This window comes from Massilia orientalis (genome assembly GCF_030411975.2).
Classification (GTDB): domain Bacteria; phylum Pseudomonadota; class Gammaproteobacteria; order Burkholderiales; family Burkholderiaceae_D; genus Telluria; species Telluria orientalis.
Genome location: NZ_JASNRB020000001.1, coordinates 344470 through 370862, shown reverse-complemented (window position 1 = coordinate 370862; position 26393 = coordinate 344470). Strand labels below are relative to the sequence as shown.

At 68.8% G+C, this 26393-nt stretch carries 17 protein-coding genes; 11 read left to right on the top strand and 6 right to left on the bottom strand.

Going from position 1 to position 26393, the window contains the following annotated elements; all coding sequences use genetic code 11:
- Positions 1-130 precede the first annotated feature (130 nt).
- The 4 genes from QPK29_RS01515 to QPK29_RS01500 all read left to right on the top strand — a co-directional run bounded on the left by QPK29_RS01515 (position 131) and on the right by QPK29_RS01500 (position 12833).
- Positions 131-9442 carry a YDG domain-containing protein gene (locus QPK29_RS01515; protein ID WP_371769417.1) on the top strand — a complete coding sequence of 3104 codons (9312 nt, stop codon included), beginning with the start codon at positions 131-133 and terminating at the stop codon, positions 9440-9442.
- A 16-nt stretch (positions 9443-9458) separates the two neighbouring features.
- Entirely contained in the window at positions 9459-11093 is a 1635-nt protein-coding gene (locus tag QPK29_RS01510; RefSeq protein ID WP_371769416.1) for a ShlB/FhaC/HecB family hemolysin secretion/activation protein, read from the top strand.
- A 145-nt stretch (positions 11094-11238) separates the two neighbouring features.
- Complete coding sequence (locus QPK29_RS01505) at positions 11239-11460, top strand: hypothetical protein (RefSeq protein WP_156403894.1); 222 nt, start codon at positions 11239-11241, stop codon at positions 11458-11460.
- An 89-nt stretch (positions 11461-11549) separates the two neighbouring features.
- Positions 11550-12833 carry a glycoside hydrolase family 28 protein gene (locus QPK29_RS01500; protein ID WP_371769415.1) on the top strand — a complete coding sequence of 428 codons (1284 nt, stop codon included), beginning with the start codon at positions 11550-11552 and terminating at the stop codon, positions 12831-12833.
- Between the two features lie 19 nt (positions 12834-12852).
- Here the strand turns inward: QPK29_RS01500 and gudD are convergent, their stop codons facing one another.
- Positions 12853-14193, bottom strand: coding sequence for a glucarate dehydratase (gudD, locus tag QPK29_RS01495; RefSeq protein ID WP_371769414.1), 1341 nt, complete (start codon positions 14191-14193; stop codon positions 12853-12855).
- Positions 14194-14292: 99 nt separating this feature from the next.
- The gene (locus QPK29_RS01490) at positions 14293-15177 is read right to left on the bottom strand and encodes a LysR family transcriptional regulator (RefSeq protein ID WP_371769413.1); all 885 of its coding nucleotides are present in this window, start codon (positions 15175-15177) and stop codon (positions 14293-14295) included.
- A gap of 110 nt (positions 15178-15287) precedes the next feature.
- On the opposite strand from QPK29_RS01490, the gene QPK29_RS01485 reads away from it, so the two are divergent.
- Positions 15288-16028, top strand: coding sequence for an SDR family NAD(P)-dependent oxidoreductase (locus QPK29_RS01485; protein ID WP_056124876.1), 741 nt, complete (start codon positions 15288-15290; stop codon positions 16026-16028).
- Positions 16029-16042: 14 nt separating this feature from the next.
- On the opposite strand, the gene QPK29_RS01480 is transcribed toward QPK29_RS01485, so the two are convergent.
- Entirely contained in the window at positions 16043-17341 is a 1299-nt protein-coding gene (locus QPK29_RS01480; RefSeq protein ID WP_371769412.1) for an NAD(P)/FAD-dependent oxidoreductase, read from the bottom strand.
- A 109-nt stretch (positions 17342-17450) separates the two neighbouring features.
- Positions 17451-17852 (bottom strand): HAD family hydrolase, encoded by a 402-nt coding sequence (locus tag QPK29_RS01475; protein WP_056124871.1) that lies wholly within the window; start codon positions 17850-17852, stop codon positions 17451-17453.
- A 106-nt stretch (positions 17853-17958) separates the two neighbouring features.
- Here QPK29_RS01475 and QPK29_RS01470 point away from each other — a divergent pair, with 106 nt between their 5' ends.
- Positions 17959-18891, top strand: coding sequence for a LysR family transcriptional regulator (locus tag QPK29_RS01470; RefSeq protein ID WP_056124866.1), 933 nt, complete (start codon positions 17959-17961; stop codon positions 18889-18891).
- Positions 18892-18922: 31 nt separating this feature from the next.
- On the opposite strand, the gene QPK29_RS01465 is transcribed toward QPK29_RS01470, so the two are convergent.
- Complete coding sequence (locus QPK29_RS01465; protein WP_371769411.1) at positions 18923-19480, bottom strand: PEP-CTERM sorting domain-containing protein; 558 nt, start codon at positions 19478-19480, stop codon at positions 18923-18925.
- A 178-nt stretch (positions 19481-19658) separates the two neighbouring features.
- Between QPK29_RS01465 and QPK29_RS01460 the strand changes: the two genes are divergently transcribed.
- The 3 genes from QPK29_RS01460 (at position 19659) to QPK29_RS01450 (ending at position 22770) form a co-directional block, all read left to right on the top strand.
- Entirely contained in the window at positions 19659-19868 is a 210-nt protein-coding gene (locus tag QPK29_RS01460; protein ID WP_056124858.1) for a ParD-like family protein, read from the top strand.
- The gene (gene map / locus QPK29_RS01455; RefSeq protein WP_371769410.1) at positions 19865-20668 is read left to right on the top strand and encodes a type I methionyl aminopeptidase; all 804 of its coding nucleotides are present in this window, start codon (positions 19865-19867) and stop codon (positions 20666-20668) included. Before QPK29_RS01460 ends, map begins: the two co-directional genes overlap by 4 nt.
- Before the next feature lie 62 nt (positions 20669-20730).
- Complete coding sequence (locus QPK29_RS01450) at positions 20731-22770, top strand: diguanylate cyclase (protein WP_371769409.1); 2040 nt, start codon at positions 20731-20733, stop codon at positions 22768-22770.
- 9 nt (positions 22771-22779) lie between these two features.
- On the opposite strand, the gene QPK29_RS01445 is transcribed toward QPK29_RS01450, so the two are convergent.
- On the bottom strand, positions 22780-23685 hold the full coding sequence (locus QPK29_RS01445) for a LysR family transcriptional regulator (protein ID WP_056124850.1): 906 nt from the start codon (positions 23683-23685) through the stop codon (positions 22780-22782).
- A gap of 124 nt (positions 23686-23809) precedes the next feature.
- On the opposite strand from QPK29_RS01445, the gene gcl reads away from it, so the two are divergent.
- Positions 23810-25579, top strand: a complete 1770-nt coding sequence (gene gcl, locus QPK29_RS01440; RefSeq protein ID WP_371769408.1) for a glyoxylate carboligase — start codon at positions 23810-23812, stop codon at positions 25577-25579.
- A gap of 25 nt (positions 25580-25604) precedes the next feature.
- Positions 25605-26384 (top strand): hydroxypyruvate isomerase, encoded by a 780-nt coding sequence (gene hyi, locus QPK29_RS01435; RefSeq protein ID WP_371769407.1) that lies wholly within the window; start codon positions 25605-25607, stop codon positions 26382-26384.
- Positions 26385-26393: the final 9 nt, after the last annotated feature.

The following is a 26393-nucleotide window of genomic DNA, read 5'->3' as shown; positions in this document are numbered from 1 at the left end:
ATTGCGATAATTCTTTTAAGTAATTCGTTGCCGGTGCGCGACTCATCATGCACGATTTATTGGTTTTATCGATTTCCCGTCGGGAAATATCCTAAACTACGTGGATTCTCATTAGCCGCCCGGAATTCACGTGAACCGCATATATCGCATCGTCTGGAATGCAGCAAAAAATAGTTGGCAGGTCGCGTCGGAATTCGGTTCCAAGCGGGCGAAATCGTCGACCGGGCGTGCGCGCCGGCGCCGCCAGCTGGCGCTGATGGCGCTGGCCGCCGCCGCTGCCGCGGGCGCGCATGCGGGCGACCCGTTGCCGGCGGGCGGCCACGTGACGGCCGGGCAGGCGACGCTGAACTATGCGGGCAAGACGCTCACGGTCAACCAGGGCAGCAACAAGGCCGCCATTGACTGGACCGGCTTTTCGGTCGGGCAAGGCCATACCGTCAACTTCGTCCAGCCCTCGGCCAACGCCGTCGCGCTGAATCGCGTGCTCGGCGCGGACCCGTCGATGATCCAGGGCGCCCTGAACGCCAACGGCCACGTGTTCCTGCTGAACCCGAACGGCGTGCTGTTCAGCCCGACGGCCCAGGTCAACGTCGGCGGCCTGCTGGCGTCCACGCTGGCCATGAGCAACGACGACTTCCTCGCCGGGCGCTACCGCCTGCAAGGCAGCAGCGCGCAGGGCGTCCAGAACCAGGGCGTGCTGCGTGCCGGCAACGTCGCACTGGTGGCGGCGCGCGTCGTCAACACGGGCGAGATCGTGGCCGACAGCGGCAATGCGCTGCTGGGCGCGGGCAGCGACGTCGTCGTCGACTTCGGCGGTCCCGTCAAGCTGCAGGTCCGGAAGGGCGCGCTGGACGTGCTCGTCGACAACGGCGGCGCCGTGCGCGCGGATGGCGGCACGGTGCTGATGACGGCGAAGTCGGCCGGCGAACTGTCCGGTGCGGTCATCAACAACAGCGGCATCGTGCAGGCGCGCACGCTCGCGACCGGCGCGCAGGGCCAGATCCTGCTGCTGGGCGACATGCAGACCGGCACCGCCAACGTGGGCGGCACGCTCGACGCGAGCGCGCCGGCGGGCGGCAACGGCGGCAACATCGAGACGTCGGCCGCGCACGTGACGACGGCGCCCGGGCTGACAGTGAATGCCGGCGCGGCCGCGGGCAAGGGCGGCGAATGGCTCGTCGACCCGTACGACTACACGATCAACGCGGCCGGCGCCACGACGATCTCGAATTCGCTGAACCAGGGCACGAGCGTGACGGTCACGACGCAGTCGAGCGACACGAGCTTCGGCACCGTGAGCGGATCGAACGGCAACGGCGATATCACGGTGGCCAGTCCGATCACCAAGACGGGCGGCGCCGATGCCACCCTCACCCTGCGCGCGGACCGCAACGTCATCGTCGACAGCGCCATCACGGCGACGGGCGGCAGGCTGAACCTGACGCTGTCGGCGGCGAACGCGGCCGGCGCGACGGTCGGCGGCGTCGACGTCAACGCGAACCTGGCATCGAACGGCGGCACGATCCTGATCGGCGGCAACGGCGGCAGCGCGTCCGGCGGCATCGGCTTCGCCCGCAACGCGAACACCACCCGCACGAGCGCGGCGGTCACGATCGAACGCAACGTCGCTATCCTCTCCAGCGGCGGCAACATCACGATCAACGGCAAGACCAACCTGGCGCCGCAGGGCGGCAGCGTGGACGGCACCAAGGGCGGCATCTACATCAAGCGGGGCGCCACGATCCTGGCCGGCACCGGCAACCTGCAGATGACCGGCGAGAGCACCGGGCACATCAAGGAATTCGGCATCGGCTTCGAGGCAGGCTCGGGCACCGTCACGACCGTCGGCAGCGCGCCGGGCGCCGGTACCGTACTGATCAACGCCAACAACACGACGCCGGGCGCCAACTACACGAGCGACGACCGTGATGCCGGCGCCATGGGCATGGTGAACTTCGGCAGCTACGAGCAGGTCGTGTTCCAGGGACCGTCGGTCGCGCACTGGCTCATCTATATCAACGGCGCGCCGCGGCCCTCCGCGTACACGCAGGCCCCGCAGCTGTCCGGTTGCCTGAATCCGTACCCCAACTGCGGCTACCTGCTCGTGACCGGCCGGAACAACAGTTACCTGTACGCGACCTACCAGGCCGTGGACATGTCGACCAACCCGATCTACGTGCTGGGCGCCAGCGGCGGCACCAAGGTGTACGACGGCACCACGCTCGCGACGGGCATGAGCTTCTCGTCGGTCGGCGGTCCCGCCGGCTTCACGGCCGCCGGCCTGTCGCCCGCGCCCGTGTTCAACACGAGCAGCAAGAACGTGGGCACGTACGGCACGCTGACGCCGGGCGCGACCAACCCGCGCAACGTCACGTCGGGCGGCACCAGGTACGCCGTCGGCTATTTCTACAACGGCGATTACGCCATCACGCGCAAGGCGCTGACCCCGAGCGCGGCGGACAAGGTCTACGACGGCACGACCACGGCGGCCGTGTCCATGTCCGGCGCCGTGGCCGGCGACAACGTCACGGCCAGCGGCACCGGCAGCTTCGGCTCGAAGAACGTGGGCACGTATTCGGTCAGCATCAGCAACATCACGCTGGGCGGCGCGGACGCGGGCAACTATACGCTGGCGGGGAACTCGGCCAGCGCCACGGCCAGCATCACGCAGCGCACGGTCACGCTCAATGCGGGCAAGACGTACGACGGCAGCAACAGCTTCTCGACGGTCGGCCTCGGCAACCTCGTGGCGGGCGAGGACCTCGTCGCCTCCGGCATCACGGCCAACAGCGCCGACGTCGCGGACGCGCGCTACGTCAGCGCCATCACGCTGGCGAACGGCGCCACTGGCCTCGCCAGCAATTACCGCCTGCCGGGCCTGACGGCGGCCGGCGCCGGCAACACCGCGGCGATCACGCCGAAGGCGCTGACCCTCACGGGCCTGACGGCCGCCGATCGAGCCTACGACGGCACGACGACGGCCCAGGTGACGGGCGGCACGCTGTCCGGCCTCGTGGGCAGCGAGACGCTGAATGTGTCGAACCTGACCGGCGCCTTCGCCGACAAGACCGTCGGCGCCGGCAAGGCGGTGACGCTGGCCGGCGGTACGCTGACCGACAACACCGGCCGCGCATCGAACTACACGCTGGCGCAGCCGGCCGGCGTCACGGCGTCCATCACGCCGAAAGCGCTCGCCGTATCCGGCATCACCGCCTCCGACAAGACGTACGACGGCACGACGGCGGCCACCGTGTCCACGACCGGCGCCACCTTGCAGGGCCTCGTCGCCGGCGACACGGTCACCGTCGGCGCGACGGGCGCGTTCGCCGATGCGGACGCCGGCACGAACAAGACGGTCGCCCTGGCCAGCACGCACGGCGGCGCGGATGCCGGCAACTACACGATCACGGACCAGGCGTCCGCCACGGCCGCGATCACGCCCAAGGCGTTGACGATTACCGGCCTCGGCGCCGCGACCAGGACGTACGACGGCACGACCACGGCCCAGCTGACGGGCGCCACCCTGTCCGGCCTCGTGGGCAGCGAGACGCTGAACCTGTCCGGCCTCGCCGGCGCGTTCGCAGACAAGAACGCGGGCACCGGCAAGACGGTCGCCGTGTCGGGCGGCACGCTCGCCGACGGCACGGGCCGCGCGGCGAACTACAGCCTCACCGTGCCGGCCAGCGTCAGCGGCACGATCACGCCGAAGGCCCTCACGGCGTCCGGCATCACGGCGTCGGACAAGGAGTACGACGGCACGACGGCGGCGACGGTGTCGGTCGCCACGGCGACCCTGGGCGGTGCGATCGGCGGCGACGACATCGCCCTGGGCGCCAGCGGCGCGTTCGCCGACAAGAATGCCGGCAGCGGCAAGACGGTGGCGCTGACGACGGGCCTGTCCGGCCAGGACGCGGCCAACTACACGCTGGGCGGCCAGACGACCGCGTTTGCCGCCATCACGCCGAAGGCGCTGACGGTGTCCGGTATCACGGCCGACAGCAAGGCCTACGACGGCACGACGGCGGCCACGGTGTCCACGAGCGGCGCGACGCTGCAGGGCCTCGTGGCGGGCGACACGGTGACCGTCGGCGCAACCGGCACGTTCGCCGACGCCAACGCGGGCACGGGCAAGATGGTCACGCTCGCCGGCAACCACGGCGGCGCGGACGTGGGTAACTACACGATCACGGACCAGGCCTCCACCACGGCCGCGATCACGCCGAAGGCGCTGACGCTCACGGGGTTGACGGCATCCGACAAGGTCTACGACGGCACGACGGCGGCCCGGCTGACGGGCGGCACGCTGTCCGGCATGGTCGGCAACGAGACGCTGAACCTCGGCGGCCTGACCGGCGCGTTCGCGGACAAGAACGTCGGCACGGGCAAGGCCGTCACGGTGTCCGGCACCATCGCGGACGGCACCGGTCTCGCCTCTAACTATGCGATCGCCACGCCGGCGGGACTCTCGGCCGCCATCACGCCGAAGGCCTTGACGGTGGCCGGCATCACGGTATCGGACAAGGTCTACGACGGGACGAACTCGGCCACCGTGGCCACCGGCGCCGCCACGCTGGGCGGTGCGATCAACGGCGACGACATCGGCCTGGACGCGAGCGGCGCGTTCGCCGACAAGAATGCCGGCACCGGCAAGACGGTCGCGCTGACCACGGGATTGTCCGGCCAGGACGCGGGCAACTACACGCTGGGCGGCCAGACGACGGCGCTGGCTTCCATTACGCAGAAGGCCCTGACGGTGTCCGGCATCACGGCGGCCGACAGGCCCTACGACGGCACGACGGCGGCCACGGTGTCCACGAGCGGCGCGGCGTTGCAAGGTCTCGTGACGGGCGACGCGGTGACCGTGGGCGCGACGGGCACGTTCGCCGACGCCAACGCGGGCACGGGCAAGACGGTCACGCTGGCCAGCACCCACGCCGGCGCGGACGTGGCCAACTACGCGATCACGGACCAGGCGTCCACCACGGCCGCGATCACGCCGAAGGCGCTGGCGCTGTCCGGCCTGACCGCATCCGACAAGGTCTACGACGGCACGACGGCGGCCCAACTGACGGGCGGCACGCTGTCCGGCATGGTCGGCAACGAGACCTTGAACCTCGGCAGCCTGACGGGTGCGTTCGCGGACAAGAACGTGGGCACGGGCAAGGCGGTGACGGTGTCCGGCACCATCACGAACGGCACCGGCCTCGCATCCAACTATGCGATCGCCACGCCGGCGGGCCTGTCCGCTTCGATCACGCCGAGAGCGCTCACCGTGTCCGGCATCACCGCGGCCAGCAAGGTCTACGACGGCACGACGGCGGCGACGGTGTCGGTCGATGCGGCGACCCTGGGCGGCGCGATCAACGGCGACGACATCGGCGTGGGCGCGAGCGGCGCGTTCGCGGACAAGAATGTCGCGAACGGCAAGACGGTGGCGCTGGTTACGGGCCTGTCCGGCCAGGACGCGGCCAACTACACGCTGGGCGGCCAGACGACGGCGCTGGCTGCCATTACGCCGAAGGCGCTGACGGTGTCCGGCATCACGGCGGCCGACAGGGCCTACGACGGCACGACGGCGGCCACGGTGTCCACGAGCGGCGCGGCGTTGCAAGGCCTCGTGGCGGGCGACGCGGTGACCGTGGGCGCGAGCGGCGCGTTCGCCGACGCCAACGCGGGCCTTGGCAAGACCGTCACGCTGGCCAGCACCCACGGCGGCGCGGACGTGGCCAATTACGCGATCACGGACCAGGCCTCCACCACGGCCGCGATCACGCCGAAGGCGCTGACGCTCACGGGCCTGACGGCATCCGACAAGGTCTACGACGGCACCGCGGCGGCCCGCCTGGCGGGCGGCACGCTGTCCGGCATGGTCGGCAACGAAACGCTGAACCTCGGCGGGCTGACGGGCGCGTTCGCGGACAAGAATGTCGGCACGAGCAAGGCAGTCACGGTATCCGGCACCATCACGGACGGCACCGGCCTCGCATCGAATTATGCGATCGCCGCGCCGGCGACACTGTCCGCTGCGATCACGCCGAAAGCGCTCACGCTGTCCGGCATCACCGCGGCCAGCAAGGTCTACGACGGCACGACGGCGGCGACGGTATCGGTCGCCACGGCGACCCTGGGCGGCGCGATCGCCGGCGACGACATCGTCCTGGGCGCCAGCGGCGCGTTCGCCGACAAGAATGCCGGCAACGGCAAGACGGTGGCGCTGACCACGGGCCTCTCCGGCCAGGACGTGTCCAATTACACGCTGGGCGGCCAGACGACGGCGCTGGCTTCCATCACGCCGAAAGTGTTGACGGTGTCGGGCATCACGGCCGCCAGCAAGACCTACGACGGCACGGCGGCGGCCACGGTGTCGACGTCGAATGCCGAGCTGTCCGGCCTCGTGGCGGGCGACTGGTTGACCGTCGGCGCGAGCGGCACGTTCGCCGACGCGAATGCGGGCGCGGGCAAGACCGTTACGCTGACCAGCATCCACGGCGGCGCCGATGTGGGTAACTACGCGATCACCGACCAGGCCTCGACCACGGCCACGATCACGCCGAAGGCGCTCACGCTCACGGGCTTGACGGCATCCGACAAGATCTACGACGGCACGACGGCGGCCCGCCTGACGGGCGGCACGCTGTCCGGCATGGTCGGGAACGAGACGCTGAACCTCGGCAGCCTGACGGGCGCGTTCGCGGACAAGAACGTCGGCACGGGCAAGGCCGTCACGGTATCCGGCACCATCACCGACGGCACCGGCCTCGCATCCAATTATTCGATCGCCGCGCCGGCGGCGCTGTCCGCTGCAATCACGCCGAAAGCGCTCACGCTGTCCGGCATCACCGCGGCCAGCAAGGTCTACGACGGCACGACGGCGGCGACGGTGTCGGTCGATGCGGCGACCCTGGGGGGCGCGATCGGCGGCGATGACATCGGCCTGAGCGCGAGCGGCGCGTTCGGGGACAAGAATGCCGGTAACGGCAAGACGGTGGCGCTGACCACGGGCCTGTCCGGCCAGGACGCCGCCAACTACACGCTGGGCGGCCAGACGGCGGCGCAGGCTGCCATCACGCCGAAGGCGCTGACGGTGTCCGGCATCACGGCCGAAAGCAAGGCCTACGACGGCACGACGGCGGCCACGGTGTCCACGAGCGGCGCGACGTTGCAGGGCCTCGTGGCGGGCGACTCGGTGACCGTAGGCGCAGCCGGCACGTTCGCCGATGCCAACGCGGCTACTGGGAAAACGGTGACGCTGGCGAGCACCCACGGCGGCGCGGACGCAGGCAACTACGCGATCACCGACCAGGCGGCCACCACGGCCGCGATCACGCCGAAGGCGCTGACGCTCACAGGCCTGACGGCGTCCGACAAGGTCTATGACGGCACCACGGCGGCCCGGCTGACGGGCGGCACGCTGTCCGGCATGGTCGGCAACGAGACGCTGAACCTCGGCGGGCTGGCGGGCGCGTTCGCGGACAAGAACGTGGGCACGAACAAGGCGGTGACGGTGTCCGGCACCATCGCGGACGGCACGGGCCGCGCATCCAATTATGCGATCGCGACGCCGGCGGGACTGTCCGCCGCCATCACGCCGAAAGCGCTCACGGTGTCCGGCATCACGGCCTCCGACAAGGTCTACGACGGCACGACGGCGGCGACGGTGTCGACGGCGCAGGCGCAACTGGCGGGCCTCGTGGCGGGCGACACCGTCACGGTCGGCGCCACCGGCGCCTTCGCCGATGCCGACGCGGGCAGCGCCCGGACCGTACTGCTCGCCAGCACGTACGGCGGCGCGGATGCGGGCAACTACGCGATCGCGGGCCAGGCGGCGACGCAGGCGGCGATCACGCCGAAGACGCTGACGCTGGCCGGTCTCGCGGCCGCGGACAAGACCTACGACGGCACGACGGCCGCCACGCTGGCGGGCGGCACGCTCGTCGGCCTCGTCGGCGGCGAGACGCTGCGCGTGGCGGGCCTGGCGGGCACTTTCGCGGACCGGAACGCGGGCCAGGGCAAGACCGTGACGGTCGGCGGCGGCACGCTCGCCGACGGCACGGGCCGCGCCGCCAACTACAGCCTGGCGCAGCCGGGCACCGTGACGGCGTCGATCGGCCAGAAGGCCGCGACCGTGACGGGCATCACGGCGTCCGACAAGGTCTACGACGGCACGGCGGCGGCCGCGCTGGGAATGGGCGGCGTGGTCGTGCAGGGCCTCGTCGCGGGCGACGACGTGCAGGTCGGCGCCACCGGCACGTTCGCGGACAAGAACGCGGGCAGCGGCAAGGCGGTGACGCTGGCGAACACGTTCGGCGGCCGCGACGCCGGCAACTATGCGATCACGGGCCAGTCCACGGCCACCGCCGCCATCACGCCGAAGGCATTGACGGTGTCCGGCATCACCGCCGCGAACAAGACCTACGACGGCACGACGGCGGCCACGGTCAGCAGCGCGAACGCGACGCTGGCGGGCCTCGTGGCCGGCGACACCGTGACGGTGGCCGCCACCGGCGCGTTCGCGGACCGGAACGCTGGCAACGGCAAGACCGTCGACCTGGCCGGCACCCTGGGCGGCGCGGACGCTGGCAACTACGCGGCCACGATCCAGCGCACGGCGGCCGCGGATATCGCACGCAAGGCGCTGACCGTGACCGGCGCGGCCGTCGCCGGCAAGACGGCGGACGGCACGAAGACGGCGACATTGACGGCGCCCGGCACGCTCGAGGGCATCATCGCGGGCGACGACGTGGCCGTGAGCGGCAGCGCGGCCACCGCGCAGTTCGCGCAGGCCACGGCCGGCACCGGCATCGCGGTGGACCTGAACGGCCTCGCGCTGACCGGCGCCGACGTGGGCAACTACGCGTTCGAAGGCCGCGCGGCGACGACCGGCACCATCATCGCCGCCGCGACGCCGACGCCGACGCCGACGCCGACGCCGACACCGACACCGACGCCGGTCCCGACGCCGACGCCGACGCCGACCCCGGAGCCCACCCCCATCCCGGCGCCGACGCCGGAGCCGACACCGGTCGTGGTGGTACCGACGCCTGAACCGGCGCCCGTCGTCGTGACGCCGGCGCCGACGCCGACGCCGGTCCCGACGCCGGCACCGGCACCGGTCCCCGCGACCGCCTCGGTGGTGGCGGCCACGATCGCGCCGCAGTCGCTGGGCCTCGCGCCCGTGCTGCCGGCGCCGGCCGTCGGCGGCCTCGCTTACCTCGCCGTCCCGGAATCGGGCGCGCCGAGCGGTGGCGGCGCGGCGGCGGCGGACGGGCAGGGCGGCGGCGATTCGGCCGTCGGCGCGACCAACCGCCGCCAGTCGTCCAGCCAGGCGCTGGCGGCGGGCCGCGACGTCAAATTCCTGAACGTGCTCGTCGTCTCCGGCGGCATCCGCATGCCGGGCGCCGGCAACGACCAGTCGGGCGGCAAGGACGCCGCGACCCCGTAACGAACCCGGACAACGCATGACATACCACCTGAAACTCCTGCCGCTGGCCCTGCTGGTCGCGGCGTCCCTGCCGGCCCTCGCGCAACAGCCCTCGCTGCAGGAAAACGCGCGGCAGCTGCCGCAGCCCCGCACGGGCGCCGCACCCGCCGTGCAACCGGCGCCCGCCGGTGCTCCCATGCAGGCGGGCGGCCAGCAGGTGACCCTGCGCCGCGTCGTCATCAGCGGCAATACGCGCATCGGCAGCGAGGCGCTGCTGGCGGCCATCGGTCCCGTGGACGGCAAGTCGTTCGACTTCGCCGGCCTCGCGGCACTCGCGGCGCGCGTGACCGCGCATTACCAGCAGGCCGGCTATCCGTTCGCCCGCGCCTACCTGCCGCAGCAGGACCTGTCCGGCGGCGAGCTGCGCGTCGATGTGCTGGAAGGCCGCTACGGCAAGGTCACCGCCCACGGCGAACCGGCGTTCGTCAAAGGCGCGCAGGGCTTCCTGTCCGCGCTGCCGCACGGCGACATCATCGAAAGCGGCCGCCTGGAGCGCGTCACCCTGCTGCTGGACGACCAGCCGGGCGTGCGCACGGTGCCGCTCGTGCGGCCGGGCGCCGAGGTCGGCACGGGCGACCTGCTCGTCGAAGTGAAGCGCGACCACCGCTACAAGGGCGAGATGGGCCTCGACAACTACGGCACCCGCGCGACGGGACGCACGCGCGCCCACGCGAGCGTGGACGTGGACAGCCCGTTCATGCTGGGCGACCAGCTCGCCGCGCAGGCGCTGTACACGCAAGAGGGCATGTGGTTCGGCTCCCTCGCGTATGCGGCGCCGCTGGGCTACAGCGGCCTGCGCGGGCGCGCCAGCTACACGCATTCGTACTACGACCTGGCCGGCGGCTTCGCCGCGCTGGGCGCGCGCGGCACGGCGGACGTGGCGAGCCTGGGCCTGTCGTACCCGATCGTGCGGTCGCAGGTGCGCAACCTGATCCTGTCCGCCAGCGTCGACCACAAGCGCCTGCACGACCGCCAGGACGCCACAATGACGGACACGCAGAAATCGAGCACCGTCGTCCCCGTGACCCTGTCGTTCGACGTGCGCGACCAGTTCCTCCACGCCGGCATCACGTTCGGGGCGCTGAGCTGGACCCGCGGCAAGCTGGGGATGAATGGCGACACGCAGGCCGTCGATGCCGCCAGCGCGCGTTCGGCGGGCAGCTTCAACCGCTTCAACCTGGACCTGGCCCGCATCCAGTCGATCAACGACCGGCTGGACGTGTACGCCCGCGTGTCGGCGCAGTGGACGGGCCACAATCTCGATTCGTCGGAAAAGCTGGGCCTGGGCGGCGTGAACGGCGTGCGTGCGTATCCGAACGGCGAAGGCTATGGCGACATGGGCTGGGTGGCGCAGACGGAAATCCGCTATGCCGTCGGCGCCGTGGTGCCCTACCTGTTCTACGACGCGGGCCGCGTCACCTTGAACAAGTCGCCGTGGACCACGCTGGACAACCATCGTTCCCTGGGCGGCGGCGGCATCGGGGTGCGCCATGCGCGCGACGCGTGGACGGCCGCAGTCACGGTGGCCTGGCGCTCGCACGGCGGGGCATCGCAGACGGACGACTCCACGCATTCGCCGGCCGTGTTGGCGAACCTTGCCAATCGGTTCTAGGCACAGCCTTTAAGCATAGCCCAGACCGGCGGAACGGCAAATTGATTCTGTCAATGTCGTACCGCCGCGCGATCGAAAAAATCATCGGCAGAGCGCGCCGCACAAGCATATGCTTAAGTTGCATATACATATAGCGGAGACAACGATGAAATTCGGAATGCAACCCGGCCGCGTAAAAGCTCACCTGCACCTGTCGCACATCCACCGCCCGCATTTCCACATGCCGCACATGATGCACCGCGACTGGCACGCGTTCGAGCCTGTGCTGCGCGTCGCGCAGATCATCCTGCTGGTCGTGCTGGCCCTGCCGTTCGCGCAATTCGTCGCGAAAACGATCGTGTGGGCGTTCAGGTCGCTGTTCGGGTGAATCGATCAGCGAATCGATCAGCGAATTGAGCCGCGCAATCGGCGCGGCTGCTTTAGCATGAACCGGATCTGACCACGATCCGGACCACCATGCCATTGCCTTCTTCCGCCCGTCGCCGTTTGACCCTCTCGTTGTTGTCCGTGCCGTTCTGGTGCCATGCCGCGCCGGACGGCCGTCATCTGTCCGTCCTCGACACCGGTGCCGTCGCCGACGGCGCCACGGTCAATACGCGCGCCATCCAGTCCGCCATCGACCGCCTGGCCGGGCAGGGCGGCGGCACGGTCGTCGTGCCCGCGGGCGTGTTCGTCAGCGGCGCGCTGTTCCTCAAGCCGCGTGTCCACCTGCGCCTCGACAAGGGCGCCGTGCTGCGCTGCTCGACGGACATGCGGCATTTCCCCGTCCAGCGCACGCGCATCGAGGGTCACGTCGAAGAACGCTTCAATCCGGGCCTGGTCAACGCGTCCGGCTGCGACGGCCTGACGATGACGGGTGAAGGCACGCTCGACGGGGCCGGCCGCCCGATCTGGGACCAGTTCTGGAAACTGCGCAATGCGTCGAAGGAGAAGGGCAACTTCCGCAACCTGGACGTGCCGCGCGCCCGGCTGGCCGTCATCGAAGGCTCGCGCGGCGTGACGATCGCCGGCATCACGTTCAAGGATTCGCAGTTCTGGAATCTGCACCTGTACCGCTGCCGCGACGTGGTCGTGAAACATGCCAGCTTCGAGGTGCCGGACGATTACAAGCAGGCGCCCAGCACGGACGGCATCGACATCGACAGCTGCCAGGACGTGCTCGTCGACGGCTGCCGCTTTTCCGTGACGGACGACTGCATCGCCGCGAAGGGCACGAAGGGACCGCATGCGCTCGCGGACAAGGACAGCCCGCCGACGGAACGTATCCGCGTGCGCAACTGCACGTTCCGCCGCGGCCACGCGCTGTTCACGTGCGGGAGCGAGGCGACCGTCGTGCGCGACGTCGTCGTCGAACGTTGCCGCGTGCAGAACGTGGGCGCCATCGCGCACCTGAAACTGCGGCCGGACACGCCGCAGCGCTACGAAGACATCGCGTTCCGCGACCTCGTGCTGGACTCCGGCAAGGGCGAGATCGTCGCGATCCGCCCGTGGAGCCAGTACTTCGACCTGCAGGGGGAGGCGCCGCCGCACTCGTACGTACGCGGCCTCGTGCTGGACGGCCTGCGCGGCCGGTTCGGCGCCTTCGGCATCGTCGCACCGAACCCGGGCCAGACCGACATCGACGGGATCGTGCTGCGGAATATCGATGTGCAACTAACCGACGAGCGGCTGCAGGTAAAGGACGCGGGCAAGCCGGTGGTGGAGAACGTCGTGGTCAACGGCAAGCCCTACATCGTGTAGGGCCTGCCGGCGTCCGGTTTCAACGTACCAGGCAGGGGCGCTTGTTGTCGAACTTCCAGCCCGGGATCAGGAACTGCATCGCGACGGCGTCGTCGCGCGCGCCCAGGCCCATGTTTTTGTACGCCTGGTGCGCTTTTTCCAGTTCCGTTTCGTCCAGTTCGATGCCCAGGCCCGGTTTCGCCGGGACGTGCACGAGGCCGCCCTCGATCTTCAGCGGTTCCTTCGTCAGGCGCTGGCCGTCCTGCCAGATCCAGTGCGTGTCGATCGCCGTGACCTTTCCCGGCGCCGCCGCGCCCACGTGCGTGAACATGGCGAGCGAGATGTCGAAGTGGTTGTTCGAGTGCGAACCCCACGTCAGGCCGAACATCTGGCACAGCTGCGCCACGCGCACGGCGCCCTGCATCGTCCAGAAGTGCGGGTCGGCGAGCGGGATGTCGACGGATTGCAGCTGGATCGAGTGGGCCATCTGGCGCCAGTCCGTCGCGACCATGTTGGTCGCGGTCGGCAGGCCGGTGGCGCGGCGGAATTCGGCCATCACTTCGCGGCCCGAGAAGCCGTTCTCGGCGCCGCACGGGTCTTCCGCGTACGCGAGGATGCCGTGCTTGTCGCGGCACACGCGGATCGCCTCGGCCAGCGACCAGGCGCCGTTCGGATCGAGCGTGATGCGCGCGTCCGGGAAGCGCTCGTGCATCGCGATGACGGCATCCATCTCGTCGTCGGCCGGCAGTACGCCGCCCTTCAGCTTGAAATCGTTGAAGCCGTAGCGCTCGCGCGCGGCCTCGCACAGGCGCACGACGGCGTCCGGCGTCAGCGCTTCTTCGTTGCGCAGGCGGAACCAGTCGTTGCCGGCGTCCGGCTCGGCGCGGTAGGCGAGGTCCGTCTTCCCGCGGTCGCCCACGTAGAACAGGTAGCCCAGCATCTCGACGGCGTTGCGCTGCATGCCTTCGCCCAGCAGTGCCGCGACCGGCACACCCATGAACTGGCCCAGCAGGTCGAGCAGCGCGGATTCCACCGCCGTGACGGCGTGGATCGTCGTGCGCAGGTCGAACGTCTGCTGGCCGCGGCCGCCCGCGTCGCGGTCGGCGAACGCGGTGCGCATCGCGTTCAGGACGTTGTTGTACTCCCCCAGCGTCTTGCCGACGACGAGGGGGCGCGCGTCTTCGATGGTCTGGCGGATCTTTTCGCCGCCCGGCACCTCGCCGAGGCCCGTGTTGCCCGCACTGTCCTTGAGGATGACGATGTTGCGGGTGAACCAGGGGCCGTGGGCGCCGGAGAGGTTCAGCAGCATGCTGTCCTGGCCGGCGACGGGGACGACGCGCAGTTCGGTGACGACAGGGGCGCTCGTAACGATGGTGTTCATGTTGGCTGTATCGGTTGGGGGACAAATCGTGCCCCATGATATCGTTCGATCGATTCAGCAGCAAACTAAAATAGGATGGCAAGTATTCAGAAATTGAATCTATGGCGTCCGAAACGTCGGCAAAACCTGATCCAGGAAGAGTTGCAGCACCGGGTTGTCGTGATTGCGTCGATAGGTGCATACCGTCTCGACGGGCTCAGTCACCATCCGGCGCATCACGATACCGTCGAATTTCAGGCGGGCGGCCCCTTCCGCGATGAGGGCGGCGCCGATCCCCGCGCGGACCAGCGCCAGCATCGTGTGCACCTGGCCGATGTGCTCGACGACGTCCGGCACGACGCCGGCACGGGCGAAGCGCTCGCTCAGCATCTGGTAGAAGGGCCGCGCCTCGTACGGCGAATACATGACGAACGGCCGCCCGTGCAGGTCGGCCAGCGTGGGTTCCTGGGGCCACTGGTCGGCGTCGCGCTCGTGGATGGCCAGCATCAGGGCTTCCGTGGCGATCAGCTGGCTGTCCAGGTCCGCGCTGACGGGGTGGGGGCGCATCAGGCCCAGGTCCAGTTCGCCCGCGTTGAGCGCTTCCACCTGGGCCGTGCTGACGAGTTCCTTCAACGTCAGCGTCACGCCCGGCGAGCGTTCGCGCAGGCGGCGCACGACTTCCGGCAGCAGGCTGTAGCCGGACGCCGACGTGAAGCCGATGGCGATGCTGCCCTGTTCGCCCTTCGCGGCGCGGCGGGCGGCAAACATCGCTTCCTCGGCGATCCGGAGGATGCGTGCCGCTTCGGGGAAAAACGCCTTGCCGGCGGCCGTCAGCCGGACCGTGCGGCTGTTGCGCTCCAGGAGCTGGGCGCCGACGTGGTGTTCCAGCAGGCGGATCTGGCGGCTCAGCGGGGGCTGCGTCATGTTCAGGCGCTCCGCGGCGCGGCTGAAATGCAATTCCTCGGCGACGGCGACGAAGCAGCGGAGCTGGCTGATCTCGAACATGGATGTCCTGGGCGATGGTTGGGCGACCGCAATTATGACCGATGCGCCGCCCGACCGGCCGCACGTGGTATCGTCGGGCAGTGTCAAGGACATGCACAGGAGGGAACGTCATGGGTTTCGACCAGCGCACCGCCATCGTCACCGGCGCATCCGGCGGCATCGGCCGGGCCACCGTGCGGCGCCTGCTGCAGGACGGGGCCGCCGTGATGCTCGCGGGCCTGCACCTGGACCGCCTCGACGCCACGCGCGCCGACCTCGGCAAGGAATTCGACCCCGCGCGCATGGCCACCATCGCCTGCGACGTGTCGTGCGAAGACCAGGTCATTGCCGCCGTCGACGCGACGATCGGGCAGTTCGGCGGCTGGGACTACGTCGTCAACAACGCGGGCACGATGCTGTTCAAACCGATCGAGGAGCAGACGGAGCAGGACTGGCGCGGCATCCTCGACGTCGACCTGCTGGGCGCCTTCTTCTTCACCAAGCAGGCTTTCCTGCGCATGCGCCGGGGCGGCGCCATCGTCAACGTCTCCAGCGTCCACGCCGTCGAGACGGAACCCCTCGTCGCGCCGTATGCGGCGGCGAAGGCGGCGCTGCTGTCGCTCACGCGTTCGGCCGCGCTGGAAGGCAAGGCCAAGGGCATCCGCGTGAATGCCGTGCTGCCGGGGGCCGTCGACACGCCCATGTTGTGGGATAACCCGAACGTGAAGGCCGGCGTCGAAGTCATCGACAAGGCCGACGTCGGGGCGCCCGAGGACCTTGCCGCCGCCATCGCGTTCCTGCTCACGGACGAGGCCCGCTTCGTCGACGGCGCCTCGCTGCGGGTCGATGGCGCGCGGCTGGCGCGCCTGTAGCCGCGCCGCGGGGGTCAGTGCCAGCGCACCGGCATCAGCATCTTCGACCGGAACCAGCGCGCCAGCAGGTTGCCGCACATCCGCACGAGGCCCAGATGGCCCATCACGTGGCGCTGGTACGTGAGACCGTACATGGCCAGCGCGAACGGCCCTTTCACATGCAGGTGGCGGTTGCCGATCGCGCGGCGCAGGATGCCGACCGCGCCCGCCCGGCCCAGCGACACCAGCGTGCCGTAGTCGCGGTAATGGAAGCCCGGCAGGACGTCCGGCGCCTTGTGCGCCAGCAGCGTCGCCAGGTAGATCGCCTGCTGGCGCGCGGCCTGGGCGCTGGGCGGGGCCATCGCCGTCTTGTCCGGATTGAGCAGGGTGCAGCAATCGCCCATCGCGTGGATCTCGGGATCGGTCACGCTGCGCAGCCGGCTGTCCACGACCACCTGGTCGTTGCGGTTCAGCGCCACGTTCAGGCCCGCGCTGAAACGCGGACCTTTCACGCCGGCCGCCCACACCGTGATCGCGGCGGGGAACACGCGGCCGTTGGTCGTCGTCACTTCGTCCTCGCGCACTTCGGCGATCGCGGTGTCGGTGCAGATCTCGATGCCCATCGCGCGCAGCTTGCGCACGGCCAGGTTCGATGCCTCGGCGTCCAGCGACGGCAGCACCTGCGGCCCGCGCTCGACGATGCGGATGTGCACCTGATGCGGCGACTCGAGACCCGCGAGGCCGTAGTGGGCCAGCGTGTCGACCGTGTGGCGCAGGTCCGCCGCGAGTTCGATGCCGGTCGGGCCGGCGCCGACGATGACGATGTCCAGCAGCGGCGCGCCGGCATCCGTGCGGGCATTGCGGCGCCGTCCCGCCTGGGCGCACAGGCCGAGGAAGCGCTGGCGGAACGCTTCCGCGCCTTTCACGCTGTCGAGCGCCAGGCAGTGTTCCTGTGCGCCGGGGATGCCGAAGAAGTTCGTGACGGAGCCGTAGGCCAGCACGAGGCGTTCGTAATCGATGACGGTATGCGCGTCCGGCGCATCATCGAAACGGCTGCGGACGGTCAGGGTGCGACAGGCGCGGTCGACGTGGACGACTTCGCCGCAGACGAACGTGAAGTGGTTGTCGATGGCCTGGCGCGCATAGTCGATCATGTGGTCGGCCGGGTCGATGGTGCCGGCGGCGACCGCGTGCAGCAGGGGTTTCCAGAAGTGGGTGGGGGCGCTGTCGATGAGGATCACGCGTTCCCGGTGGCGGGCGCCGAGGCGGCGTCCCAGGCGGGTGGCGAGTTCGAGGCCGGCGACGCCGCCTCCGACGATGACGATGGACTGCATGGTGTGCTCCCTTCTTTTTTCGAATCGATGCGGCACCGGGGGCTCCCCGCGCCGCGCTGCGTTCGCGCATCCGGCGGGAGCAGCGCCCGCGGATGCCGGGAAGACTGCTTCAGTGGGTCGTGGCCTGCATCGCTACCTTGCGCATGACGATCGCCTTGGGCGTGCGTACGCCGATGCGCGCGGTGCGGGCGGCGGCGATGGCGCGCGGCGACGTCGTCACGGCCAGCGCCGCGTCGGGCTGTACGCCCAGCTGGTCCAGGACGACGGAATACGGGGCCTTGTGGCCGCGCGCTTCGAAATCGGCGCCCGTCAGCACGACGGAAAAGATGTGGTGCGCGGTGTCGCCGAAGCGGCGGCGCAGCTGTTCTCCCGCCTCCTGGTGCGGCAGTTCGGAGATCAGGGCGCACGGCAGGCCGTCTTCGATCGCCTGGTCGAGCAGGCGCTCGGCGTCGGCGGGGATGTCCGTCGAACGGAATGCGGATAAGTCGAAGATGAACGCTTGTGCCGTCATGATGATCTCCTTTTGCAGGTCGTTGTCGCTTGAATTGTTTTTACTATACGGCTGGGCGGGATAAAATAAAAATAAATCTTTTTTAGAATTCGATAAGGTATAGCTTATGTATCCAGCCAGCTTCAAACAACTGCAGGCGCTGATGCTCGTGGCGCGTCACCAGAGCGTGTCGCGCGCGGCCGAGGCGATGCACGTGACGCAGCCGGCCGTGTCGCTGCACCTGAAACTGTTGGAGGAAGCCGCCGGCGTGCCGCTCACGCGCCGCCAGGGCCGCAACATCCAGATGACGGCCGCGGGCGAGCTGCTGGTGGGGTACGCGGAGCGCATCCTGGGCCTGTGGGAAGAGGCGGGCGACGAGATCGCGGCGCTGAAGGGCGTCACGTCCGGTACGCTGCGCATCGGCGCGGTGATGACGGCGGAGCACCTGCTGCCGCCGATGCTGGTGCGCTTCACGACGGGCCGTCCGCACGTGCGCATCAAGCTGCAGGTGGGCTCGCGCCCGGAGGTGATCGGCATGCTGTCGCGCGACGAGATCGACCTCGCCATCATGGGCACGCCGCCGCGCGAATTCCCGACCAGCGCGAGCCGTTTCGCGCGCCACCCGATGGCGTTCTTCGTCGCGCCCGGCCATCCGCTGCTGGAGAAGGAGAACGTGACGCTGGCCGACATCGCGGCCCACAACCTGCTCGTGCGCGAACGCGGCTCCGGCACGCGCGCGGCGATCGAGCGGCGCTACGAGGAAGAGGGCGTGGCGCTCGCGATCGGGTCCGAGTTGTCGAGCAACGAGGCGATCAAGCAGATGACGGCGGCGGGCCTCGGCGTCGCCTTCCTGTCCGTCCACGCGTGCACGCTGGAAGTGCGCAACCGGCTGCTGGCCGTGCTGCCGGTGCCCGGCGTCGTCGTGCAGGGCGAATGGCACGTGATGCACAAGGCGGCGCGCGCGATTCCGACGGTGGCCGCGTCGTTCCACGAATTCATGGTGGAGCACGGGCAGCAGGTCATTTCGGACGAGCTGGAAAACATCGCGTGGCGAACCTGAATCCTGTTGCCGCCACGCGCGGCGCAGGCAATCAGCGCGCCGATTTGCGGCGAGCCGCGGCCAGGCCGGCGAGGCCCAGTCCGAGCAGCGTCAGGCTGGCCGGCTCGGGCACCTGGGCGACGTCGAAGTCGACGTTGTCGATGGCGATATAGCCATCCGAAGGCGCGCCGGAGAAGGTGACGGACGTGACGTTCTTCAGATTCGCGAACTGGTAGCCCTGGTAAGCATTGCCGAGCGAGATCGTGTCCGTGCCGTTGAGCGTGAGGTCGAACGCGTTCATCGACGTGTACCAGCTCAGCCCCGCGTCGAATCCGTTGAGAGTGAAGGTGCCGCCGCCGGTCCTGGTGATGGTCACCGTGGCGTCGAGGCCGTAGATCAGGTTGTTGGTGCCGTTGTCGGCCTTGCCGCCGCCGGCCGTCCAGACGTAGGCGTAGCCGCCCGAGGAGGTGAACGTCAGCCCGCCGGCGGACACCGGCAGTGTCGACGTACCCGCCTGGTCGTCGAAGGTGATGACGCTTGCCTGCGCCTGGCTTGCGCCGAACGCCACGAACAGCAGTGCACCGATGAGTTTCAGAGTTGTGGTTTTCATGTCGGTCCTTGAGGTTTATAGATATTGACGGACATAAAGCAATATTGATGCCACTTGATAATAATCAATGACTTATGGCAATCAATGTTGTTGTGTGTAAGTTTTTCCGACAGTGCTTGCGGCGTTGCGCGGTCAGAATATATACTCCGTATATGGAACGTATATGAAAGTTAGGCATATGGGCATTGTGAATATCGAAGACGAGCTGCATGACCAGATCCGCAAGGCGAGCACGGTGTCGTGCCGCTCGATCAACGCGCAGGCCGCCTTCTGGGTCCGGATCGGCATGCTGTGCGAGCTGAATCCGACGCAGAGCTTCAACGAGATCATGGCGCGCGAGCTGAGGGCGGCGGGCGTCGTGCCGCAGGCGCTCAAGGTGGCGTCATGACGAAGCGGCCGGAGGAAGTCGCACTGATGGCGGCGGCCGGCAAGCTGCTGGCGGACGTCTTCGCGCAGCTCGACCGGCTCGATCTCGTCGGCATGTCGACGATGAAGGTGAACGACCTGGTCGACGACTTCATCGTGAACACGCTGGGCGCGCGCCCGGCCAGCAAGGGCCAGTACGGCTATGCGTTCGCGCTGAACGCGTCACGCAACGACGTCGTGTGCCACGGCGTGCCGTCGCCGGCGGACGTCCTGCAGAGCGGCGACATCGTGAACTTCGACATCACGCTGGAGAAGAATGGCTACATCGCCGACTCCAGCAAGACCTACCTGGTCGGCGCCGTGGCGGCGCCGGCGCAAAAGCTCGTGCAGGTGACGTACGAGGCGATGTGGAAGGGCATCCGCGCCGTGCGTCCCGGCGCGCGGCTGGGCGACGTGGGTCATGCCATCGAACGGCATGCGCGCCGCCACGGCTATGCGGTGGTGCGCGAGTACTGCGGCCACGGCATCGGGCGCGAGATGCACGAGCCGCCGCAGGTGCTGCACTGGGGCCGCCCGCAGACGGGCCTGGTGCTGCGCGAAGGCATGGTGTTCACGATCGAGCCGATGCTCAACGCGGGCCGCTCCGCCGTGCACACCGAGGACGACGGCTGGACGGTGCGCACGTGCGACGGCGCGCTGTCCGCGCAGTTCGAGCATACCGTGGCCGTGACCCGCAGCGGCGTGCGCGTGCTGACCTTGCGGGCCGGCGAAAGATGCCCGGCTAACACGTTTCCGTGGGTCAATAGATACGTTACAACTTGATTTGTGGAATCTGACGTTTCCTGATGTTACTATCCGGGACTACGTTTGGAGGAAGCATGGTTGTGCGCCGGATATTAGTGGGCCTGCTGCTCGTCTGCCGGGCGGCCGTGGCCCGGTCCGGCGACGTGCATGAAGACTTTACCCGCGACTTGACCGTTATCCGGGAAGAAGCGTACGTGATGCCGCGCGCGGCATTGCAGCGGCTGGATGCGCTGCGGCAGGCGCACACCGGCCGCGAACTGGGCCAGGTTCTCGTCGTGACCAGCCGCGCTTACTGGTGGATGAAGGACAAGAACCGGGCCGTCGATGCGGCCCTTGGGGCCGAACGGCTCGGCCGCGAGCTTCACGACGACGATTTGCTGGCGAGGGCGATGCTGAGCCACGCGTATGCCTTGTCGATGTTCGTGCACGACCAGGAAGCCGCGCGCCGGCTGATCCAGGGCGCAGCCCGGCTCGCGGCCGACTCCGCCGACCCCTATTTGAAAACCCAGGCACTCGTCACGCAGGGATTGCTGGCGGAAGAGGACGGGGACACGGCGGGCGGCATCGAATTCGTCACCCGTGCGGTGGACGTCGCGCGGGCCGGGGCCGATCCGGACGCCCTGCAAATGGCGTTGCGTGAACAGGCGCGCCTGCTGGCCATTGTGGGGAAGACCACGGAGGCGCTTGCCTGCACCGACGAGATGATCGCCACCGCGCGGGCGCGCGGCATCGCCGGCCAACTCGCGCATGCGCGCCTGTCCGAATACGGGACGGCCGCGCGCGCGGGCAACCTGAAGCGTGCCGAGGCCGCGCTGAAAGCCGCGGTCGACATCCTGGAAAAACTCCATGCGCGGGAGAGACTGGCAGTGCCGCTGGCGAATCTGGCGGAGCTCTACATGCAGAGCCGGCGCTTCGGCGAAGCGGAACGGGCGGCCGTGGCGGCACTGCGCATCTCGCGCGCCGTCGGCGATGACTACGGCATCCAACTCGCCTCGTTCGAACTCGGACTCTCCCGGATTTACTTCCGCAACATCGCCGAAGGAAGGGCCATGGCGGACCAGGCGCTCGAGGCGCTGAAGAACGACGACCAGTACGTCCGCATGCTGCTCAACTACGGCCATGCGCTGGGCCAGGTCGGTTTTGGCGAGGCGGCGTTGACGATCTACGAAAAAGCCGGTTCCGTATCGCTGGCCGCGTGGCGCAAGGAAAAGCAATCGTCCTATGAAGCGTTGCAGCGGGCCTGGGACAACCAGAAGAAGCAGAGCGAACTCGCCGCGCTCCACCACGAGAGCGTGTTGAAGGCCGCGGACCTGCAGAACGCCCGGCGCCAGCGGAGCCTGTGGGTGGCGCTGTGCGCGACGACCTGCATCGCCGTCGTCCTGATCGGCTTCCTGTACCGGCGCGTGGCGAAGGCGAACAAGTCGCTGCAACAGAAGAACGACCAGCTGTTCCTGCAAAGCACGCGCGATTCGCTGACGGGGCTCTTCAACCGGCACTACTTCTACGAACACGTCGTGCCCCATCACCACCGCAAGGCGGGCGCCGCGTCCGAACGGCGCGCCGGCGCGGAAGGGCGCACGGGCGGCGTGTTCCTGCTGATGGACATCGACCGCTTCAAGTCGATCAACGACACGCTGGGCCATGGCGCGGGCGACGTCGTGCTGAAGAACGTGGCCGCGCGCCTGGCTGCCACGCTGCGCGAACAGGATGTGCTGGTGCGCTGGGGCGGCGAGGAGTTCCTCGCCTACCTGCCGGGCATCGGCACGGACGAGGCGCGCCAGGTGTGCGCGCGCGTGCTGGCGGCCGTGGGCGGCACGCCGATCGCGCTGGACGACCGCGCGCTGGACGTGACGATTTCCATCGGCTTCTGCCCCAAGTCCCTGAACCCGGGCGACGTCGATCCGGACTGGGAGCAGCTGGTCCATCTCGCCGACCTGTGCCTGTACGCGGCCAAGCAGGGCGGGCGTAACCGGGCGGTGGGGATCCTGGACGCCGCCGTGCTGGCGCCGCACGTGATCGCCGCGGCGGATGCGGACCTGAAGCGGGCGGCCGCCGACGCCGTGCTCGCGCTGGCGACCGTCATCGGGCCGGCCGCGCCGGCGGTCCGGGCGGCAGCCTGACAGCCGGCGTCAGGACTCCCAATACCCCGGCGTGTTGTACACCGCCTTCAGGTGGTCGATGAAGTGGCGGATCTTCGCCGGCAGGTAGCGCTGCTGCGGGAACACGGCCTGGATCGGGTAATTCCCGACCGCGTAGTCGTCCAGCACCGTCACGAGCTCTCCCCGTTTCAGCTCGGCCTGGATCTCCCACGTGGAGCGCCAGCCGATGCCCAGTCCCTGTTTCACCCAGTCGAACAGCAGCTCGCCGTCGTTGCACGCGAGGTCGCCGTCCACGCGCACGGCGAACAGCTTGCCGTCGCGCTGGAAGGTCCAGCCGCGCTGCTGGCCGCCCTGCAGGTTGAAGGCGAGGCAGTTGTGGCGCGCGAGATCTTCGGGCGCGCGCGGCACGCCGTTGCGCTCGAAGTAGTCGGGCGTGCCGCACACGACGCGCCGGTTGGGGAAGAGCGGAATCGCCACGTAGTTCGGGTCCGTCACTTCGCCGATGCGGATCGACATGTCGTAGCCTTCGCGCACGAGGTCCACGACGCTGTCCGTGAAGTTGAACGACATCTTGAGTTCCGTGTGGATGGCGCGGAATGCCGGCGCGTGCGGGGCCACGTGCTTGCGCCCGAACGCCGCCGGCGCCGACACGACCAGGTGGCCGCGCACCGTGCTGCGGCCCGCGCTGATGCTGTTCTCCGTGATGTCGAAATCGCGCAGCAGCTGGCGGCACGGTTCGATGAACTGTTCGCCCAGCGCCGTCAACGTGAGGCCGCGCGTCGAGCGGTGCATCAGGCGCACGCCGAGGCGTTGTTCCAGGGCGTCCAGGCGGCGGCCCATGACGACGGGCGTCACGCCTTCCGCCAGCGCGGCGCCGGCGAAACTGCCCTTTTCGGTGATGAGTACGAAGCTGCGTATTTCCGTGTAGCGGTCCATGCCTTTTATCCCATTCAATACTTAAAGTATCGACAGAGCCGATAATAGCAGCAATTCAACTTACCGTGGCTTATGGCTATGCTGGGTCATCAGTCCAAGACTAACCATAGCAACGGAGGAGAATATGGCCCGAATGAGAGCAATCGACGCAGCGGCGGAAGTGCTGCGCAAGGAAGGTGTGAGTACGGTGTTCGGCGTGCCCGGCGCCGCGATCAACCCGTTTTACTCGGCGATGAAGAAGAACGGCGGCTTCGAGCACGTGCTCGCCCGTCACGTGGAAGGCGCCTCGCACATGGCCGAGGGTTATACCCGCGCCAAGGCCGGCAACATCGGCGTCTGCATCGGCACGTCGGGTCCGGCCGGCACCGACATGATCACGGGCCTGTACTCCGCCTGGGCCGATTCGATACCTATCCTATGCATTACGGGCCAGGCCCCGCGTGCCCGCCTGTACAAGGAAGACTTCCAGGCCGTCGACATCGAGTCGATCGCCAAGCCGGTCACCAAGTGGGCCGTCACCGTGCGCGAGCCGGACCTGCTGCCGCGCGTCGTCCAGCAGGCCTTCCACCTGATGCGCTCGGGCCGCCCGGGCCCCGTGCTGATCGACCTGCCGTTCGACGTGCAGGTGGCCGAGATCGAATTCGACATCGACACCTACGAGCCGCTGCCAGTCTATAAACCCGCCGCGACCCGCGCCCAGGCCGAGAAGGCGCTGGCGATGCTGAACGCGGCCGAGCGTCCGCTGATCGTCTGCGGCGGTGGCGTGATCAATGCCGACGCCGCCGCGCGCCTGCAGGAATTCGCCGAGATCGTCGGCGTGCCCGTGATCCCGACCTTGATGGGCTGGGGCGCGATTCCCGACGACCACCCGCTGATGGCGGGCATGGTCGGCCTGCAGACGTCGCACCGCTACGGCAACGCGACGATGCTGGAATCCGACTTCGTGATCGGCATCGGCAACCGCTGGGCGAACCGCCACACGGGTTCCGTCGATGTCTACAAGAAGGGCCGCAAGTTCGTCCACATCGACATCGAACCGACCCAGATCGGCCGCGTGTTCGGGCCGGACCTGGGCATCGTCTCCGACGCGGGCGCCGCGCTGGACCTCTTGATCGACGTGGCCCGCGGCATGGCGTCCATCGGCGGCCTGCCGGACCGCAGCGCCTGGGCGGCGCAGTGCCAGGAACGCAAGCGCACGATGCTGCGCAAGACGCACTTCGAGAACAACCCGATCAAGCCGCAGCGCGTGTACGAAGAGATGAACCGCGCCTTCGGCAAGGACACGACCTACGTCAGCACGATCGGCCTGTCGCAGATCGCCGCCGCGCAGTTCCTGCACGTGTACAAGGAGCGCAACTGGATCAACTGCGGCCAGGCGGGCCCGCTGGGCTGGACCGTGCCGGCGGCGCTGGGTGTCGTCGCTTCCGGCGCCAAGACGGACGTCGTCGCGATCTCCGGCGACTACGACTTCCAGTTCATGATCGAGGAGCTGGCCGTCGGCGCGCAGTTCAAGCTGCCGTACCTGCACGTCGTCGTCAACAACGCCTACCTCGGCCTGATCCGCCAGGCGCAGCGCGGCTTCGACATGGATTACTGCGTCCAGCTGGCGTTCGAGAACATCAACGCGCCGGACCTCGGCGCCTACGGTGTCGACCACGTGGCGGTGGCTGAAGGCCTGGGCTGCAAGGCGATCCGCGTGCGCCAGGTCGACGACATCCAGCCGGCGTTCGCCGAAGCCCGCAAGCTGATGTCCGAGCACCGCGTGCCGGTGATCGTCGAGATCATCCTGGAGCGCGTGACCAACATCGCGATGGGCCTGGAGATCGACGCCATCAACGAATTCGAACCGCTGGCCGACCATCCGGGCGATGCCCCGACCGCGATTCGCGTTTAAAAGTAAGAAGACTCAGGAGAACGACATGCCAAGATTTGCTGCCAACCTGACGATGCTGTTCAACGAACTGCCGTTCCTCGACCGCTTCGAAGCGGCGCGCGACGCGGGGTTCAAGGGCGTCGAATACCTGTTCCCGTACGGGTTCGAAAAGGAAGCGCTGGCGGAACGCCTGCAGGAATTCGGCCTGACGCAGGTCCTGCACAACCTGCCGGCCGGCGACTGGGACAAAGGTGAACGCGGCATCGCCGTGCTGCCGGGCCGCGAAGCCGAGTTCCGCGAAGGCGTCGCCCGCGCCATCGATTACGCGAAAGCGCTGAACTGCCGCCAGGTGAACTGCCTGGTGGGCATCGCGCCGGCCGGCGTCGACGAAGGCACGCTGCGCCGCACCGTCGTCGACAACCTGCGCTACGCCGCGACGCAGCTGAAGCAGGCCGGCGTCAAGCTGCTGATCGAACCGATCAACACGTACGACATTCCGGGCTTCTACCTGAACACGACGCGGCAGGCGCTCGACCTGATCGACGCGGTGGGCGCGGACAACCTGTTCGTCCAGTACGACGTCTACCACGCCCAGCGCACGGAAGGCGAGCTGGCGAAGACGGTCGAGAAGCACCTGGGCAGCATCGCCCACATCCAGGTCGCGGACAACCCGGGCCGCAACGAGCCGGGCACGGGCGAGATCAATTACCCGTTCCTGTTCAAGCACCTCGACCGCATCGGCTACGACGGCTGGATCGGCTGCGAGTACAAGCCGGCCGCCGACACCCGCGCGGGCCTGGACTGGATCGCCCGGCTGAACGCTTAATCAAACTAC